Below are 14,247 nucleotides of genomic sequence, written 5' to 3'. Positions count from 1 at the left end.
ACAAAAAAACGCCCGAGCGACTATCGCCCGGGCGTTTTGAGGGCGGATGCAGCTTACTTAAGTGCGGAGTTCCGCCCTTGATACGTCTTCACAGACTTAGATCTTGCCGACCAGGTCCAGGGACGGCGCCAGAGTGGCCTCGCCTTCTTTCCACTTGGCTGGGCAGACTTCGCCTGGGTGGGCAGCCACGTATTGAGCGGCCTTGATCTTGCGCAGCAGCTCGGAAGCGTCACGGCCAACACCGCCGTCGTTCAACTCAACGATCTTGATCTGACCTTCCGGGTTGATCACGAAGGTACCGCGGTCAGCCAGGCCAGCTTCTTCGATCAGCACGTCGAAGTTGCGGGAGATGGTCAGGGTCGGGTCGCCGATCATGGTGTACTGGATTTTGCCGATGGCTGGCGAAGTGTTGTGCCAGGCAGCGTGGGCAAAGTGGGTGTCGGTGGACACGCTGTAGATTTCCACGCCCAGTTTCTGGAATTCGGCGTAGTTGTCAGCCAGGTCTTCCAGCTCGGTTGGGCAAACGAAGGTGAAGTCGGCTGGGTAGAAGAACACGACCGACCATTTGCCTTTCAGGTCAGCGTCGGTCACATCTACGAAGTTGCCGTTTTTGTATGCAGTTGCTTTGAACGGTTTTACTTGGCTGTTGATGATAGGCATCGTTGACTCTCCGTCAGGGGTTAAGAAGTTGATGAGGTGAATCCTACCCACTCTCCCGGCGGATGGCTCATTGGCAAACCTGATGCTGACGATTGGTTTTCCCTATCAGGTGACGGTATTAATAGAAGAAATCTCAAAGCAGCGGTTGAGTAGCCAATGTCATGCCGAGAAAGGGCGTCGCTTCAACATAGCGCATGGCGGATTTCATGTCGCTCCAGCCGACGTAATTCATCAACGACTTCAAGTCCCACCCGCTGGAATGGGCCCAGGTGGCAAAGCCCCGGCGCAGCGAGTGACTGGTGTACTGCTCGGCGGCGATGCCCGCACGCTCAAGCGCCTGGCGCAGCAGCGGTATCACGCTGTTGGGGTGCAAGCCCCCCTCCCCCAGGTTTCCCCAGCGATCGATACCGCGGAATACCGGACCGCGCACCAGGGCCGAGGCGCTGAGCCATTCGCTGTAGGCCTGCACCGGGCAGAGGCGCAGCAGCGCCGGCGTGTGATAGGTCTTGCCGAGGTTGTCGCGGTCACTTTTGCTGCGCGGCAGGTACAGGCGGATGCCTGCACCGGGTGTGGCCTGTACATGTTCGATGCTCAAGCGACACAACTCATCGCTGCGAAAACCACGCCAGAAGCCCAGCAGAATGAGTGCAGTGTCACGCCGGGCCCGCAGCAATCGCGGCTGGTCATGTGCCTCAACGGCCTCTCGCGCTTCAGCCTCGAGGGAGGCCACGACCTGCTCCAGATGCCTGAGCTGCAACGGCTCGGCCTGCTTCTCCTGCGCCGGGTGCACGGCACGAATGCCCTTGAGCACCTTGCGCACCACCGGCGCTTTCGTCGGATCGGGAAAGCCCTGGCTGGTATGCCATTGCGCCAATGCCGAGAGCCGCAACTTCAAGGTGTTGACTGCCAGCACGCCGGCATGCGCCACCAGGTAACGAGCCACGCTATCGCTGGTGGCCGGCAGAAATCCGCCCCAACTGACTTCGAAGTGTTCGATCGCCGCACGATAGCTGCGGCGCGTGTTATCGCGGGTGGCGGCGTTGAGGTAAAGGTCCAGATCGCTCATGGGAGGCCTATTTGTACTGCTGGCAGAGATGTAAGCGCTCCAGTCGCTTATGACACGGGATAATACGCCAATATCCCATCTGTTAAATCATGAATTTGAACAGGTTTTTATTCGTGATACAGTATGTATCTACATGATACATACCACAGTACTAAATCGACGGAGACCCATGGCTCGCGGCGGCATTAATAAAGCAGTAGTTCAAACGGCACGCCTGGCGATCCTCGCCCGTGGCGAGAACCCCAGCATCGACGCAGTACGCATCGAGATGGGCAATACCGGCTCGAAAACCACCATTCACCGCTATTTGAAGGAGCTGGACGACAGCGAAGCCCGCCTGACCATCACCGAAGCGCCGATTGACGACGAATTGGGCGAACTGGTTGCACGCCTGGCGCAGCGCTTGAAGGACAAGGCTCAAGAGCCGATTGACCTGGCCCTGGCGCAGTTCGAACAGCAAAAAACCGCCCTGCTCGCCCAGATCGAGGCACTTGAAGAAGCTCACGGCGAACTCAAGCAACAATTCGATATTCAGGCGGCTGCACTGGCAGAAGAAAGCGCTGCCCTGCAAACCACCAGTACCAGCCTGCAAACTGAGCAAACGCGCAACGCCGGCCTCAGCCAGGCCTGCAGTGATTACGAACTGCGGATCAATGACAAGGATGAGCAGATTCGCTCGCTGGAAGAAAAGCACCTGCATGCCCGCGAGGCACTGGAGCACTATCGCAATGCGATCAAGGAGCAGCGCGAGCAGGAGCAACGGCGCCACGAAGGCCAGCTGCAGCAAGTACAGGCAGAGCTGCGCCAAGCCCAGCAAAGTGCAATGGTTCGCCAGGACGAAATTACCCAGCTGCACCGCGACAACGAGCGCCTGCTGATCGAGCACCGAGTGACGGCAAAGGAATTGGCTGCGCTGCAGGAGGAAACCCGCAAAGGTCAGGCCCAGCAACTGAAACTGAGCGAACACGTGAGCCAGATCGACAGCGAGCGCACTCTCCTTCAGGAGCGCCTGCGGGTGGCCTTGCTTGAAAGTGAGTCACGCCAACAAGCGCTGGCTGAGCACGGGCACACCAACAAGCGCCTGGAACTGGAGCTTATGAAGGCCCACGCCACTATCGAAGCGTTGCGCCTGGCCGCCGCCGTTGCGACGGAGCCAGAGGCAACACCGCCAGCCTGATCAGTCAGCCACAGGCGTGCGCATGGTGACGAACTCTTCCGCCGCCGTGGGATGCACGCCGATGGTTTCATCGAAGTGCTGCTTGGTCGCGCCGGCCTTGAGCGCGATCGCCAGGCCCTGGACGATCTCGCCCGCGTCCGGACCGACCATGTGGCAGCCCAACACCTTGTCGGTGTCCGCGTCGACCACCAGTTTCATCAAGGTTTTTTCCTGGCACTCGGTCAAGGTCAGCTTCATCGGGCGGAAACGGCTTTCGAAGATCTGCACCCTGTGCCCGTTTTTCTTCGCCTCCTCCTCCGTCATGCCGACCGTGCCGATATTCGGCAGGCTGAATACCGCTGTCGGGATCATTGCGTAATCCACCGGGCGGTAGTGCTCGGGCTTGAACAAGCGACGCGCTACGGCCATGCCCTCGGCGAGGGCTACCGGCGTCAGCTGCACACGGCCGATCACGTCACCAATTGCCAGGATCGAAGCTTCAGTAGTCTCGTACTGGTCGTTCACCTGGACGAAACCGCGCTCATCCAGTTCCACGCCGGTATTTTCCAAGCCCAGGTTATCCAGCATCGGACGCCGGCCGGTGGCATAGAACACGCAATCGGCCTCCAGCACGCGACCGTCTTTCAAGGTCGCCTTGAGGCTGCCATCGGCTTGCTTTTCAATGCGTTCGATGTCCGCATTGAATTGCAGGTCGAGGCCGCGCTTGGTCAACTCTTCCTTAAGGTGTGTGCGCACTGAACCATCAAAGCCACGCAGGAACAGGTCGCCGCGATACAGCAATGACGTCTGCGCGCCCAGGCCATGGAAAATCCCGGCGAACTCAACCGCGATATAGCCGCCACCTACCACCAGCACACGCCTGGGCAACTCTTTGAGAAAGAACGCCTCATTGGAGCCTATGGCGTGCTCACGTCCCGGAATATCCGGAATCTGCGGCCAGCCCCCGGTAGCGATCAGGATGTGCCTGGCCGTAAAGCGCTCGCCATTGATTTCCACCTGGTGCGGATCAACCAGGCGCGCATGCCCCTCATGCAGGGTCACGCCGCTGTTGACCAGCAGGTTGCGGTAGATGCCATTGAGGCGATTGATCTCGCGATCCTTGTTGGCGATCAGGGTCGCCCAATCAAAACTCGCTTCACCCAGGGACCAGCCAAAGCCACTGGCTTGCTCGAAGTCTTCGGCAAAATGTGCGCCGTACACCAACAGTTTCTTCGGCACGCAGCCAACGTTTACGCAGGTACCACCCAGGTAGCGACTTTCCGCCACGGCCACCTTGGCCCCAAAGCCCGCAGCAAAGCGCGCCGCGCGAACACCGCCGGAACCGGCGCCAATTACATACAGGTCAAAATCGTAGGCCATTTCATTCTCCTCGGCAGGACATCAGCATACCGACTTACATGGGACTGAAAAACGAAAAAGCCACCCGAAGGTGGCTTTTTCAAAGGCAGGCCTGCGTGAATCAGTAAGCCTTGCCGGTCTTGTAGAAGTGCTCGTAGCAGAAGTTGGTGGCTTCGATGTAGCCTTCGGCGCCACCGCAGTCAAAACGACGACCCTTGAACTTGTAGGCGATCACGCAGCCGTCTTTGGCCTGCTTCAACAGGGCGTCGGTGATCTGGATCTCGCCACCCTTGCCTGGCTCGGTTTCTTCGATCAGCTTGAAGATGTCCGGGGTCAGAATGTAACGACCGATGATCGCCAGGTTCGACGGTGCATCTTCAGGCGCCGGCTTCTCGACCATGTCGCGTACGCGGATCAGGCCATCACCAATGTCGTCACCGGCAATCACGCCGTACTTGTTGGTCTCTTGAGGATCGACCTCTTGAACCGCAACGATGGTGCAACGGTATTTCTGGTACAGCTTGACCATCTGGGTCAGTACGCCGTCGCCTTCCAGGTTCACACACAGGTCGTCCGCGAGTACTACGGCGAACGGCTCGTCACCGATCAATGGGCGGCCGGTCAGGATGGCGTGGCCGAGGCCTTTCATCTGGGTCTGGCGGGTGTAGGAGAACGAGCACTCGTCCAGCAGCTTGCGGATGCCGACCAGGTATTTTTCCTTGTCGGTGCCCTTGATTTGGTTTTCCAGCTCGTAGCTGATGTCGAAATGGTCTTCCAGTGCGCGCTTACCGCGACCGGTGACGATAGAGATTTCGTTCAGACCGGCATCCAATGCCTCTTCGACGCCGTACTGAATCAGTGGCTTGTTTACCACCGGCAGCATCTCTTTGGGCATGGCCTTGGTCGCTGGCAAGAAGCGAGTGCCGTAACCGGCTGCTGGGAACAAGCATTTCTTGATCATATAAGTCCTTACAAAGGGCTGTGCGTACGGAATTCGGCGCAGTCTAATCAGGCCGCAGTCACCTTACAATGGGTCCTGCTGGCGTTGCGATGTCATCATAGAGAAAAAATGTCGGCGTAAGTTCCGCTGATCTCACAAAGAGCAGCCCCGCCGGCACGCTAAAAAAGTCCGTCCCCTCATGTTTAAAGGGGTTGCAACCCTTTTAACACGCTTTTCAGCCCAGAACACTGACTTGGAATAACTTGCGCGGTCCTGGAACATTTGGCGCTATCATTGCATCCTTGAATCAGACCACGAGATTGTTAATAGATGTCAGAACCAAAAGGCGTGAACGGCTACCTGATCACCAAGCGAGCAGACGGCTGGCACCTGATCAATTTCCATGGAGACAGCGTCGCGGGCGTTTTCGAGACCGAAAGCATGGCGATCGCGGTCGCCGAAGTGTTTGTTGACGAAGCGGGCCACGCGTCGAGCAAAAGGCCGAAGGGCAAGTAAGCCTGCAGCCCTGCGCCAAAAGCCCCGACTCACGGGGCTTTTTTGGTTTTGCCTGTACCTAGATGGCAGTTCGCTATAATCTTCAAGAAACGCCCCACGACAGTGTCAGCGCCCCTCCCACACCCTCGACGACGAACACACATGAACAAATTTCTGGCACTGACTGCGGTACTGGCACTCGCCGGCTGCACCACCACTTCCGATGTCTACCTCAAGAACGGCGAGCAAGGCCTGACCATCGACTGTTCAGGCGAAGCCAACTCCTGGGCCAGTTGCTACGAAAAAGCCGATGCCTCCTGCGCAGGCACCGGCTATCGCATTGTCGGCACCGAGGGCACGCCATCACTGAAGGAAAGCGACAAGACCCTGGGCCAGGATGTGGGCAACTACAAAAGTCGCAGTGTGGTGGTGGTCTGCAAATAACCCCAGGGGTTACAGGTGGATCTCGGCGAATTTGATCCCCAGTTCCCGAAGGATTTCGCTCAGCTCGTCAAGACTGGCAAAGGATTCGACTTCATCCTGATCATCCACCAGAAAAAAGCTGCGACCGCCGCTTTTCTTGAAGAAGACGATCCATTCGCCCAGGTCGGCGGGGTTCTGGATGACATGGGTGGCCGAGATTTCACCCTCGGCATGGCGGGCCTTGACGTGTTCACGCTTCATATCGGCTTTCCCCAGCGGCCTCAACCGGAAATGCACTCTTCCCCGGCTTTTTTCACATCACCCGGGCGGATCGGCACGTTGGACATGCTCTCGTAGAGCTTGATGCTGCTACCGCTGGAGCGCTCTTCAATTTCGAAAATAGCCGAAGGATCGGCGGAAAATTTCTGCGGCACGATAACCTGCACACCATCTTTATGCGGTTCAATCTGCGGCGGCCGACGAGTAGCCGACAGTTTCCTTACCACACACGCGGCATACTCCTGGGGTTTTTTCCCGGAAATGACGGCCAACGTCGGCGGGGTCTGCTTGATATCTGCAACCGAAGCACACCCACCTATCGCCAAGGCCAGAACCAACACACTCCACTTCATACAAAACCTCCAATAAAGACCCTACGACAGCGGAGATGGTAATTTTCTCCCGCCCACGTAGGATTTATCCCTGATAACTCGGTAAATAACTGTTTTAAATTGTCGACGCCATTGAAGACGGGCCGATAATAAACGCGCTGGGGCTGATAAACTCTATCTTAACCTACGTATCATTCTGATTTTGCAGAAAAAGCCCTTCTGGAGACACCCTCATGAAATTTATCCACCAGCGCGAGCACCTCAACGAGGGAGACATTGTCGTCATCGAATGCTCGCAGACTTGCAATATTCGCCTGATGAGCGACGCGAACTTTCGCAGCTTCAAGAATGGCGGTCGCCACACATACCACGGCGGCGCCTTCGACACGTTCCCCGCCAAGATCACCGCACCCAGCACCGGGTTCTGGAACATCACCCTGGACGTGGTGACGCGTCGCGCGATCAGCGTCACCCGCAAGCCGGCGCTGTCCCACAAGATTCGCATCGTACGTCGCACCAGCACCAAGCTGAGCTGACTCGAAGACGCCAGAGGAAATCACCGTGACTGCTACCACCAAATACGTAATCAAGTACAAGCTCAACGGCGAACGCCGCTTCGAGTTCGCCCAACTGACGAACAATAGCGTGGAAGAGGCCTTGCAGGCCTTGGCGAAAATCCACGATGCCAGCGATGTCATCACCGACATCAACGTGAGCAAGGCGCTGTAAGGCAATGCCCGGCCCCACTGATGACCTGTTCGCCGATGACGCCCTGCAACAACCCGCAGCACGTGAGCAGATCGGCGAACAGTCCTACGTGCTAAGGGGCTATGCCCTGCCCTGGATTGAGCGCCTTCTGCCAGAACTGCGTCGTGTGCTGGCGCAATCGCCATTTCGGCAAATGGTTACGCCCGGTGGCTTTACCATGTCGGCGGCCTTGAGCAGTTGCGGCGCGCTGGGCTGGACCAGCGACACCAGCGGCTACCGCTACACGCCCCTGGACCCTCGCACCCGGCAACCCTGGCCAGCGCTGCCGGACACCTTGCGCCAACTGGCCATAGAAGCCGCGGCAGACGCCGGGTTTGTCGACTTTGCCCCCGACGCCTGCCTGATCAACCGTTATGTTCCGGGCGCGAAAATGTCCTTGCACCAGGACAGGAATGAACGTCGCTACAGCGAGCCCGTCGTGTCGATATCCCTTGGGTTGCCGGCAGTTTTCCTGTTCGGTGGCCACGCCCGCAGCGACAAGACCCGCAAGGTCTCGCTGTTCCATGGTGACGTGGTGGTCTGGGGCGGGGTCGATCGGCTGCGTTTTCATGGGGTGATGCCGATCAAGGAAGGCGTGCACCCGATCATGGGCCCGCAACGTATCAACCTCACTTTTCGCACCGCCGGCTGATTTGACCGCAAGCTTCGGAGTGCCAGGCCACTGCAGCACGGCTAATCTGGCCAGGATCCGTCAAGAGTGCCAACCATGACTACCGAACAAGATCCGCGCTGGGCTGCGATTCTTGCCCGCGATCCGAAAGCCGATGGGCTGTTCGTCTACGGCGTGAAAACCACCGGTGTGTATTGCCGCCCGAGCAGCGCCTCGCGATTGCCTCGCCCGGAAAATATCGAGTTTTTCGACACCCCGGCACAGGCCGAGGCCGCCGGTTATCGCGCCAGCAAACGCGCAGCCGGTGACCAGACACAACTGGCTGCGCAGCATGCGCAATTGGTGGCTGACGCGTGCCGGCAGATCGAACACGCCGACACCGCGCCCAGCCTCAACACGCTGGCGAGCCGGGCCGGACTGAGCCCGTTCCATTTCCACCGGGTGTTCAAAGGCGTGACCGGCTTGACGCCCAAGGGTTACGCCAGCGCCCATCGCTCACGCAAGGTCCGCGAGGGGCTCAAGGGCCCGCATTCGGTAACCGATGCGCTGTATGAAGCCGGCTTCAACTCCAACAGCCGCTTCTATGAGTCAGCCAACCAACGGCTCGGCATGACGCCCAGCGACTACAAGGCCGGCGGCACCAACAACGATATTCTGTTCGCCGTCGGGCAATGCTCGCTGGGGGCAATCCTGGTGGCGCAGAGCGCCCGTGGCGTGTGTGCGATTCTGCTCGGGGATGACCCGGACAAACTGGTGCGCGACCTGCAGGATCAATTCCCCAAGGCCAACCTGGTGGGCGCCGACCGCCGTTTCGAACAATTGATCGCGCACGTGGTGGGCTTTATCGAGGCGCCGGCCCTGGGCCTGGACTTGCCACTGGACTTGCGTGGCACCGCGTTCCAGGAGCGGGTGTGGCAGGCCCTGCGCGAGATTCCGGTGGGCAGCACGGCCAGCTATGGGCAGATCGCCCAACGCATCGGCGCGCCCAAGGCCTTTCGCGCGGTGGCCCAGGCCTGCGGGGCGAACAGCCTGGCGGTGGCGATTCCGTGTCATCGGGTGGTGCGCAGCAATGGCGATCTATCCGGCTATCGCTGGGGGGTTGAACGCAAGCGGCAGCTGCTGGAGCGGGAAAGAGACCACTGACGCGCACGAAAAACGTCCCTCGTCCAGTGAATAAAACAGACTGGCCGGGTGCCAAGGGCCCTGTTAAAACAGCGACAAGCCTCACTGATACTGGAGACACGTCCCATGAGCACCTGGCCAGACACCCGTATTCTCGACCTGCTGGGCATCGACGTGCCCATCATCCAGGCACCGATGGCCGGTGCGACCAGCGCCGCCATGGTGATTGCCGCCAACCAGGCCGGCGCGCTGGGTTCGATTCCTGCGGCGATGCTGAGCATCGAGCAACTGCACGAAACCCTGGCCACCGTGCGCCATGCCAGCAGCGGGCCTATCAACGTCAATTTCTTCTGCCACCAGCCGCCGGAGCCGGACGAGGAGCGCAATCGCCACTGGAAAGCCTTGCTGGAACCCTACTACCGCGAACTGGGCGCCGATTTTGATGCGCCGACACCGGTCTCCAATCGCGCCCCGTTCAACGCGGCCAGTTGCGAAGTGGTGGAGCAACACCGCCCCGAGGTCGTGAGCTTTCATTTCGGCCTGCCAGAAAAAAGCCTGCTGGAACGTGTCAAGGCGACCGGAGCCAAGGTGCTGTCCTCGGCCACCACGGTCGAGGAAGCGATCTGGTTGGAGCGGCACGGCTGCGACGCGATTATCGCCATGGGGTATGAGGCCGGCGGGCATCGGGGAATGTTCCTGGCTTCGGACCTGAGCAGCCAGATCGGCACGCTGGCCCTGGTCCCGCAAGTGGTGGACGCAGTGCGCATCCCGGTAATCGCCGCCGGTGGAATCGGCGATGCGCGCGGTATTGTCGCGGCCTTCGCCCTCGGGGCCTCGGCGGTGCAGATCGGCACTGCGTACCTGTTCACCCCGGAGGCGACGCTCAGCCGGGCCCACCATCTGGCCTTGCTGACGGCCCAGGCCAGTGGCACAGCGCTGACCAATCTGTTCACCGGGCGCCCTGCCCGTGGCCTCTTGAATCGCCTGATGCGTGAGCTGGGCCCGGTGAACCCGGCGGCGCCGGCCTTTCCTCTGGCAGGCGGCGCGCTGATGCCATTGAAGGCCAGGGAGGAAGCCGGTTTTGGCAGTCAGTGGGCCGGGCAGGCCGTCGGGCTCAAGCACGCACTGTCGACGCGCGAACTGACCACGCTGCTCGCCGCGCAAGTCCTCAAGACGCTTACCCGCACGCCGGACTAGAGCGGTACAGGTTCCGCAGGTCGTAGCCCGCTCAGGCGGTTTTCGTGGGCCTGGGTCAGTACCATGAAGCGCTTTTGCCGCAGGGCGTGGATACCGTAGATGATGCGGGCGAAGTGCTCGTTACTGTTCTCGTAGGGCTGGCAGGTCATGATCAGGGCGAAGAAGCAATCGGACTGCCGATGGGTGGCCATGGCGTTGATCAACTTCAACCCGATAGCAAACAGCGCCTGACCGGTGCTCATGGAGAGTCGTTCGTAGCTGGCCCCCAGTACATGGTGTATCTGCACTTCACGATGGGCGGCCAGCGTCTGGTGCAGGTAGTCGAGTTGCGACCTTGTACACAGGTCCGCACGGGCGCGATCCCCCGTGACATAGCGTTCGATTTCGCTGCGCAGCAAACTGCGCCAGTCGTCGTCTTCCTGGCCGGCCCGCAGTGCGATCCAGTCGACGCAATCGACCAGGGCGTTCTCCGCCGTGGCAATCGGGCTGGCGAGGCCCGATTGCAACTGATCCAGGTGAGCCAATGCCCCGCGCACCAACTCCGCCTCTTCTGCGATAACGCTGTCCATCAGCTCCACATACTCTTCCAGCGACTCGTGGCGCCAGCTCCGGAAAGCCCCCAGCAGATGCGCCCTGAGGTTGCCAACGACCGGCACTCCAACGGTACGGCGCAACATATCCTCGGACTCATCGATCAAGCCCCGCAGGTTACTGACCTGCAACAACAGGCCGGCGTGATCGAACGGCTGCGGCGTGCTTTGCAGCGCCGTTGTCAGTTGCGACGCGCCCCGTGGCAGCTCCCGGGAAAGTACATCCCATAGCCTCGGCAGTTGCCGTTGGATAGCGGTGATAAATCGCGGCGGACACGCGAGGACCGAATAGCTGCCGGTATTGAAGAAACGCCCCCAACTCACTCCCAGCCGGAACACCGTGTTGAGCTCAAGACTGGCCTCGATGACATTGGCGTAGAGCTTGTAGACCACCAATTTGCCGCTCGACGCCGGTGCTTGCTGCACGCGCTGCTCCCAGCCGGCGATGGAATCAAAATAGGCCAGTTGCTGCGCCGAAGGGTCCAGGCGCCCCAACCCCGTGTCCAGCACCGCCGCATCACTTTCATTGCGAACCGACAGGGCAAAATGGCATTGGGGACGCGGGTCGTCCGGTTCGGCGAACAGCAAGACGCCGATAGCCTGGACGTCCCAGGACTGGCTTGACAGGTAGTCCGCACAGCGCTTGGACTCAACGAAGCCGCCTGTAGTAGAAGCCTCGGAGTCGCCCGCCAATTCGGCCAGTTTATTGGCGTCGCGATACAGCTTTTCCAGACGACCGCGCATGCCCAGCAGATCCGCTGATGTGGGCAGGAACAACGTGGAGGCGCTTGCCTGTTCCAGGGAAACAGGGGGGGCCGGGCGCTCACGGGATCTCAAGGCCGGCAACAGCAACTTCCCGGTCTGGGCCGACCGTTTCAACAGCGTGCGCAGTTGCCCCCGGGCCAGGGTAACGTCGGCAACCAGCTCCACCACGCCCAGCAAGACGCCCAACTTGCACTCATACACATAGGCGGCGTAATCCTCGGGTCGGTCCATGCTGCGGGCCAGTTGGTAGGAGAAGCTTGCGTCCGCGACATTGGCGATCAGGCCAACACCGCCGGACAACAGCAACGCCCCGACGCCCGATGCGGGACCGACCGCCGCTATCACCAGGCTGGACACCGCGCGGGTAGCGACCTTGAACATGCCCCCTTTCGCCAGGCGCCGCTCTTCATCGGAGGAAAATACCGCGTAATTCATCATGTGCTTGAGTTCGCTGATACCGATCTCATACAGCGCATCGTTGATGTTCGTCACCTCCCGGAAAGACACCGGCTGCGGCGGTACGCGGCGGTAGTGGTAGCCGTAGCGCTTTTTCTGCGGATAGAAATCCGAGCGCTCCACGCTGAGTTTTTCCGGAAATGGCAGGTGGTGCGTGATAAACCGCATCAAGTCGTCACTGGGTTGCCCCGACACGCCGCTGGGCTGCCACACCGCCCAAGTGAGCTCTGCCATGTTCAGTGAGATGAGCAGCGCCTTCTGTGAACTGAGCTTGAGCACCAACGCATTGGGCACCACTTTTTCCCGGAACAGCAGCAGGCGCGGCTTGACTTCACCTTTGAGAAAACGATGGGCGAGTTCACGCAGGGACACATCCTGCTCAGCATCATCGACCAGGAATTGTGCCGCGCGGACCTTGGCCAAGGCCTCGCAGGTTTCGCCAAACAGTTGTTTGTAGTCGGTGTTGCGCGCCAGTTCGTCGATATCGGCGACAAAGGTTTCATACAGGATGTCGCGCAAGCGGCCCAGGGTGCGCACTTCCACGCTCGACAGCGGTTCCCCGCTGACATGGATGTTGGCGATGGTTTCCTGGAAATACGCCGTGCGCTGCGGCTCGCCCGTCAGCACTTGCAGGAAAGAAAAATGCTTGTAGCGCGGTGGCGCATAGGCGGTCATGCCCGCCGAATAGACCGGGTAGCCCACCTGGTATTTATAGCGAAACCGTTTTTCGTCCCTGAACCGATCCTGGGTACGTTGCGGCAGCCCGGACTTGTTCAGGCAGCGCTCGATAAGGTTCTGGATATAGTCCTTGGAGAGTTCGGCGTTCCACACACTGTTCAGCAGGTTGTCCCATTTTTGCCAGGCCTTGGGGGGCGTAACCGGCTGTGTCGACGTCGGCACGCCCTCCAGCCACTGTGCCAGGTCCCCAGGCAGTATCTGTATCGAAAAAGACGCCTGGGAGGCGTCGCTGCGCACGAACCAGAAATTCTGCTGGTCACTTTGAGCGCGGATCACGCCCTCTTCATCCATCACCCCGCAGTTCACCCAAGGACAACGGTGATTCAAATAGACCGCAAGATAATATTGCCAGCGTCCTGACGCTCGATATTCCTGGGCGACGGTGATCGAGTATTCCAGCGCCGGCGCACCGCCGGGAAGATTGCCGAGGGTCACCTTGAGCAATTGATTGGGCTCTATGTGAGTGTCTGGCAGCTGCACGTCCTTGAGTGTCCACCGCGGAAGGATACTCAAGATCGCAACCCCCACCGGCTCTTCGAAGGGTTTGAGCCACAGCCGGTTCTGGCTCGTATCGGCTGAATACTCGAAGCGGCTGCCTGATTGCGCACCAATGCGCATGCCCGGCCACTCCAGGCTGATCGCCTTGGGCCATTGGTTGGCCCCCCGGGATGTGGGAGGCAGGTCGAACCAGATTTCCGCCATCATTTCGGCGTGGGTGTTCCACACCGATAGCACCACCACCTCGGTCTTGAGTACCGCCTGGTACGGCATCACTAACTCATGCTGCACCCAAAAGCCCGCGTGGATCTGCCCACCGACGTGGATGCGACCGAGAAAAAATCGCGTGAAATTCAGCTCCCGTGCCACCTCGCCATAGAAATACGGCATCAGGACTTTGGTTTGTACGCTGTCGGTGTTTTGCTGTTTGCCTGCATATGCCTGCCAGGGAAACCGATCGTTGAGGATGTGCCACAGCGGCAACGAATCGTGCTCGACGATGATCGGCTGTCGCTGGCTGTCATCGGAATCGAATATCGAGAATTCGACGGGGATCAGGGCGTCTGCCCGGATCAGTGCCTTGGCCTGGGGTTCCAGCGTGGATTGAGCCACTACACGCTCTATCCATGCCTGCGTGTAAGCCTCGCTGCTCTCGGTGTTTGTCGCGCCCACGTCAATGTAAGCGTATTCCTTGCCCATGATGTGCTTCCGTTTCAGATCAATACGCCGCTCACTATCGCGTTGCGACCAGCGCCTGGCTGTCAGCCATGGGGGTATCGACGGGAGGAAATCT

Annotated in this window: 15 protein-coding genes; 8 read left to right on the top strand and 7 right to left on the bottom strand. The window is 59.7% G+C overall.

Annotated features, from left to right (window positions below; genetic code table 11):
• Positions 1-96: 96 nt before the first annotated feature.
• Both ahpC and BLQ09_RS17065 read right to left on the bottom strand, forming a co-directional pair.
• Entirely contained in the window at positions 97-660 is a 564-nt protein-coding gene (gene ahpC, locus BLQ09_RS17070; protein WP_003173835.1) for an alkyl hydroperoxide reductase subunit C, read from the bottom strand.
• Positions 661-793: 133 nt separating this feature from the next.
• A complete protein-coding gene (locus BLQ09_RS17065) occupies positions 794-1,726 on the bottom strand; it encodes a site-specific integrase (RefSeq protein WP_092357958.1) in 933 nt (310 codons plus the stop codon).
• Positions 1,727-1,895: 169 nt separating this feature from the next.
• On the opposite strand from BLQ09_RS17065, the gene BLQ09_RS17060 reads away from it, so the two are divergent.
• The gene (locus tag BLQ09_RS17060) at positions 1,896-2,903 is read left to right on the top strand and encodes a DNA-binding protein (protein ID WP_092357955.1); all 1,008 of its coding nucleotides are present in this window, start codon (positions 1,896-1,898) and stop codon (positions 2,901-2,903) included.
• On the opposite strand, the gene gorA is transcribed toward BLQ09_RS17060, so the two are convergent.
• Positions 2,904-4,262 (bottom strand): glutathione-disulfide reductase, encoded by a 1,359-nt coding sequence (gene gorA, locus BLQ09_RS17055; protein ID WP_092357953.1) that lies wholly within the window; start codon positions 4,260-4,262, stop codon positions 2,904-2,906.
• Between the two features lie 100 nt (positions 4,263-4,362).
• Positions 4,363-5,202, bottom strand: coding sequence for a UTP--glucose-1-phosphate uridylyltransferase GalU (galU, locus tag BLQ09_RS17050; RefSeq protein WP_003212579.1), 840 nt, complete (start codon positions 5,200-5,202; stop codon positions 4,363-4,365).
• A gap of 309 nt (positions 5,203-5,511) precedes the next feature.
• Between galU and BLQ09_RS17045 the strand changes: the two genes are divergently transcribed.
• Complete coding sequence (locus BLQ09_RS17045) at positions 5,512-5,697, top strand: hypothetical protein (RefSeq protein ID WP_017528082.1); 186 nt, start codon at positions 5,512-5,514, stop codon at positions 5,695-5,697.
• A gap of 141 nt (positions 5,698-5,838) precedes the next feature.
• Entirely contained in the window at positions 5,839-6,120 is a 282-nt protein-coding gene (locus BLQ09_RS17040; RefSeq protein ID WP_027606590.1) for a hypothetical protein, read from the top strand.
• A gap of 9 nt (positions 6,121-6,129) precedes the next feature.
• Here BLQ09_RS17040 and BLQ09_RS17035 read toward each other — a convergent pair whose 3' ends face one another.
• Both BLQ09_RS17035 and BLQ09_RS17030 read right to left on the bottom strand, forming a co-directional pair.
• On the bottom strand, positions 6,130-6,360 hold the full coding sequence (locus tag BLQ09_RS17035; RefSeq protein ID WP_027606591.1) for a hypothetical protein: 231 nt from the start codon (positions 6,358-6,360) through the stop codon (positions 6,130-6,132).
• 20 nt (positions 6,361-6,380) lie between these two features.
• The gene (locus BLQ09_RS17030; RefSeq protein ID WP_027606592.1) at positions 6,381-6,731 is read right to left on the bottom strand and encodes a hypothetical protein; all 351 of its coding nucleotides are present in this window, start codon (positions 6,729-6,731) and stop codon (positions 6,381-6,383) included.
• A gap of 212 nt (positions 6,732-6,943) precedes the next feature.
• Between BLQ09_RS17030 and BLQ09_RS17025 the strand changes: the two genes are divergently transcribed.
• The 5 genes from BLQ09_RS17025 to BLQ09_RS17005 all read left to right on the top strand — a co-directional run bounded on the left by BLQ09_RS17025 (position 6,944) and on the right by BLQ09_RS17005 (position 10,407).
• Positions 6,944-7,246, top strand: a complete 303-nt coding sequence (locus tag BLQ09_RS17025) for a DUF1883 domain-containing protein (protein WP_027606593.1) — start codon at positions 6,944-6,946, stop codon at positions 7,244-7,246.
• A gap of 25 nt (positions 7,247-7,271) precedes the next feature.
• Positions 7,272-7,439 (top strand): hypothetical protein, encoded by a 168-nt coding sequence (locus tag BLQ09_RS31320; RefSeq protein WP_092357951.1) that lies wholly within the window; start codon positions 7,272-7,274, stop codon positions 7,437-7,439.
• A 4-nt stretch (positions 7,440-7,443) separates the two neighbouring features.
• On the top strand, positions 7,444-8,109 hold the full coding sequence (gene alkB, locus BLQ09_RS17015) for a DNA oxidative demethylase AlkB (protein WP_027606594.1): 666 nt from the start codon (positions 7,444-7,446) through the stop codon (positions 8,107-8,109).
• A 75-nt stretch (positions 8,110-8,184) separates the two neighbouring features.
• The gene (ada, locus tag BLQ09_RS17010) at positions 8,185-9,231 is read left to right on the top strand and encodes a bifunctional DNA-binding transcriptional regulator/O6-methylguanine-DNA methyltransferase Ada (protein ID WP_027606595.1); all 1,047 of its coding nucleotides are present in this window, start codon (positions 8,185-8,187) and stop codon (positions 9,229-9,231) included.
• Between the two features lie 105 nt (positions 9,232-9,336).
• Positions 9,337-10,407 carry an NAD(P)H-dependent flavin oxidoreductase gene (locus tag BLQ09_RS17005; RefSeq protein WP_092357949.1) on the top strand — a complete coding sequence of 357 codons (1,071 nt, stop codon included), beginning with the start codon at positions 9,337-9,339 and terminating at the stop codon, positions 10,405-10,407.
• Here BLQ09_RS17005 and BLQ09_RS17000 read toward each other — a convergent pair.
• Positions 10,404-14,153 carry a hypothetical protein gene (locus BLQ09_RS17000; RefSeq protein WP_092357947.1) on the bottom strand — a complete coding sequence of 1,250 codons (3,750 nt, stop codon included), beginning with the start codon at positions 14,151-14,153 and terminating at the stop codon, positions 10,404-10,406. The two genes, BLQ09_RS17005 and BLQ09_RS17000, sit on opposite strands and share 4 nt — an antisense overlap.
• Between the last annotated feature and the right edge of the window lie 94 nt (positions 14,154-14,247).

The organism is Pseudomonas sp. NFACC25 (assembly GCF_900100935.1).
GTDB lineage: Bacteria > Pseudomonadota > Gammaproteobacteria > Pseudomonadales > Pseudomonadaceae > Aquipseudomonas > Aquipseudomonas marginalis.
This window is presented reverse-complemented; position numbering and strand designations above follow the sequence as displayed.